General features: G+C 55.7%; 2 protein-coding genes. Both read left to right on the top strand.

All coding sequences use genetic code 11. From position 1 onward, the window contains the following. Positions 1-3 precede the first annotated feature (3 nt). On the top strand, positions 4-1,284 hold the full coding sequence (gene hflX / locus RTU33_RS21780; protein ID WP_312630166.1) for a ribosome rescue GTPase HflX: 1,281 nt from the start codon (positions 4-6) through the stop codon (positions 1,282-1,284). 78 nt (positions 1,285-1,362) lie between these two features. After that, positions 1,363-1,421, top strand: a 59-nt coding sequence (locus RTU33_RS21935; protein ID WP_409438269.1) for a protease modulator HflK N-terminal domain-containing protein, incomplete at its 3' end; no start/stop codon positions are given.

The raw sequence follows: 1,421 nt of genomic DNA, 5'->3' as shown, positions 1-1,421 counted from the left end.
CGCTTGTTTGACCGTTATGACGCCGGTGAGCAGGCGGTGCTGGTACACATCTATTTTTCGCAAGACAAAGATATGGAAGATCTCCAGGAGTTTGAATCCCTGGTCTCTTCCGCCGGTGTCGAAGCAATGCAGGTGATTACCGGTAGCCGTAAAGCGCCGCACCCAAAGTATTTTGTTGGTGAAGGTAAGGCTGTCGAAATTGCGGAAGCCGTGAAAGCAACGGGGGCCTCCGTTGTCTTATTCGACCATGCATTAAGTCCGGCCCAGGAGCGAAACCTGGAGCGTTTGTGCGAATGCAGGGTTATCGATCGTACCGGTCTTATTCTCGATATTTTTGCTCAGCGTGCGCGTACCCACGAGGGGAAACTGCAGGTTGAGCTGGCGCAGCTGCGTCACCTGGCAACACGCCTGGTGCGAGGCTGGACCCACCTGGAACGTCAGAAAGGCGGGATTGGTTTGCGTGGCCCGGGTGAAACCCAGCTCGAAACTGACCGCCGTTTGCTGCGTAACCGTATTATGCAGATCCTCTCCCGTCTGGAGAGAGTTGAGAAGCAGCGCGAACAGGGGCGCCGTTCGCGAACCAAAGCCGATATTCCGACCGTGTCGCTGGTGGGTTACACCAACGCCGGGAAGTCGACGCTGTTTAACCAGATTACTGAAGCGCAGGTGTATGCGGCCGACCAGCTGTTCGCGACGCTCGACCCGACGCTGCGTCGGATTAACGTCGCTGACGTAGGCGAAACCGTACTGGCGGACACCGTTGGGTTTATTCGCCATTTGCCGCATGATTTAGTGGCCGCATTTAAGGCGACCCTGCAGGAAACACGTCAGGCGACGCTCCTGCTGCATGTGATTGACGCCGCCGATGTGCGTTTGCAGGAAAACATTGATGCGGTGAATGTCGTGCTCGATGAAATCGAGGCCGACGAGATCCCAACCCTGCTGGTGATGAACAAAATAGATATGCTGGACGATTTCGAACCGCGTATCGACAGAGATGATGAAAACAAACCGATTCGGGTCTGGCTTTCTGCTCAGACCGGCGTCGGCGTACCACTGCTTTTCCAGGCTTTAACGGAACGACTTTCCGGTGAGGTGGCACAGCACACGCTGCGCCTGCCGCCGCAGGAAGGGCGTCTCAGAAGCCGGTTTTATCAGCTTCAGGCGATAGAAAAAGAGTGGATGGAGGATGACGGCAGCGTTGGTCTGGAAGTTCGGATGCCGATAGTTGACTGGCGTCGCCTCTGTAAGCAAGAACCTGCGCTGGCAGACTACGTTGTCTGATAGCCAGTTGGCCTGAAGATTATTCGCCTTTATACCCGGCGTGCCGGGTATACACCGCATAACAAATGGAGCATATACATGGCGTGGAATCAGCCCGGTAATAACGGACAGGACCGCGACCCGTGGGGAAGCAGCAA

It is taken from the genome of Scandinavium sp., from assembly GCF_032012665.1.
Taxonomy (GTDB): domain Bacteria; phylum Pseudomonadota; class Gammaproteobacteria; order Enterobacterales; family Enterobacteriaceae; genus Scandinavium.
This window is presented reverse-complemented; position numbering and strand designations above follow the sequence as displayed.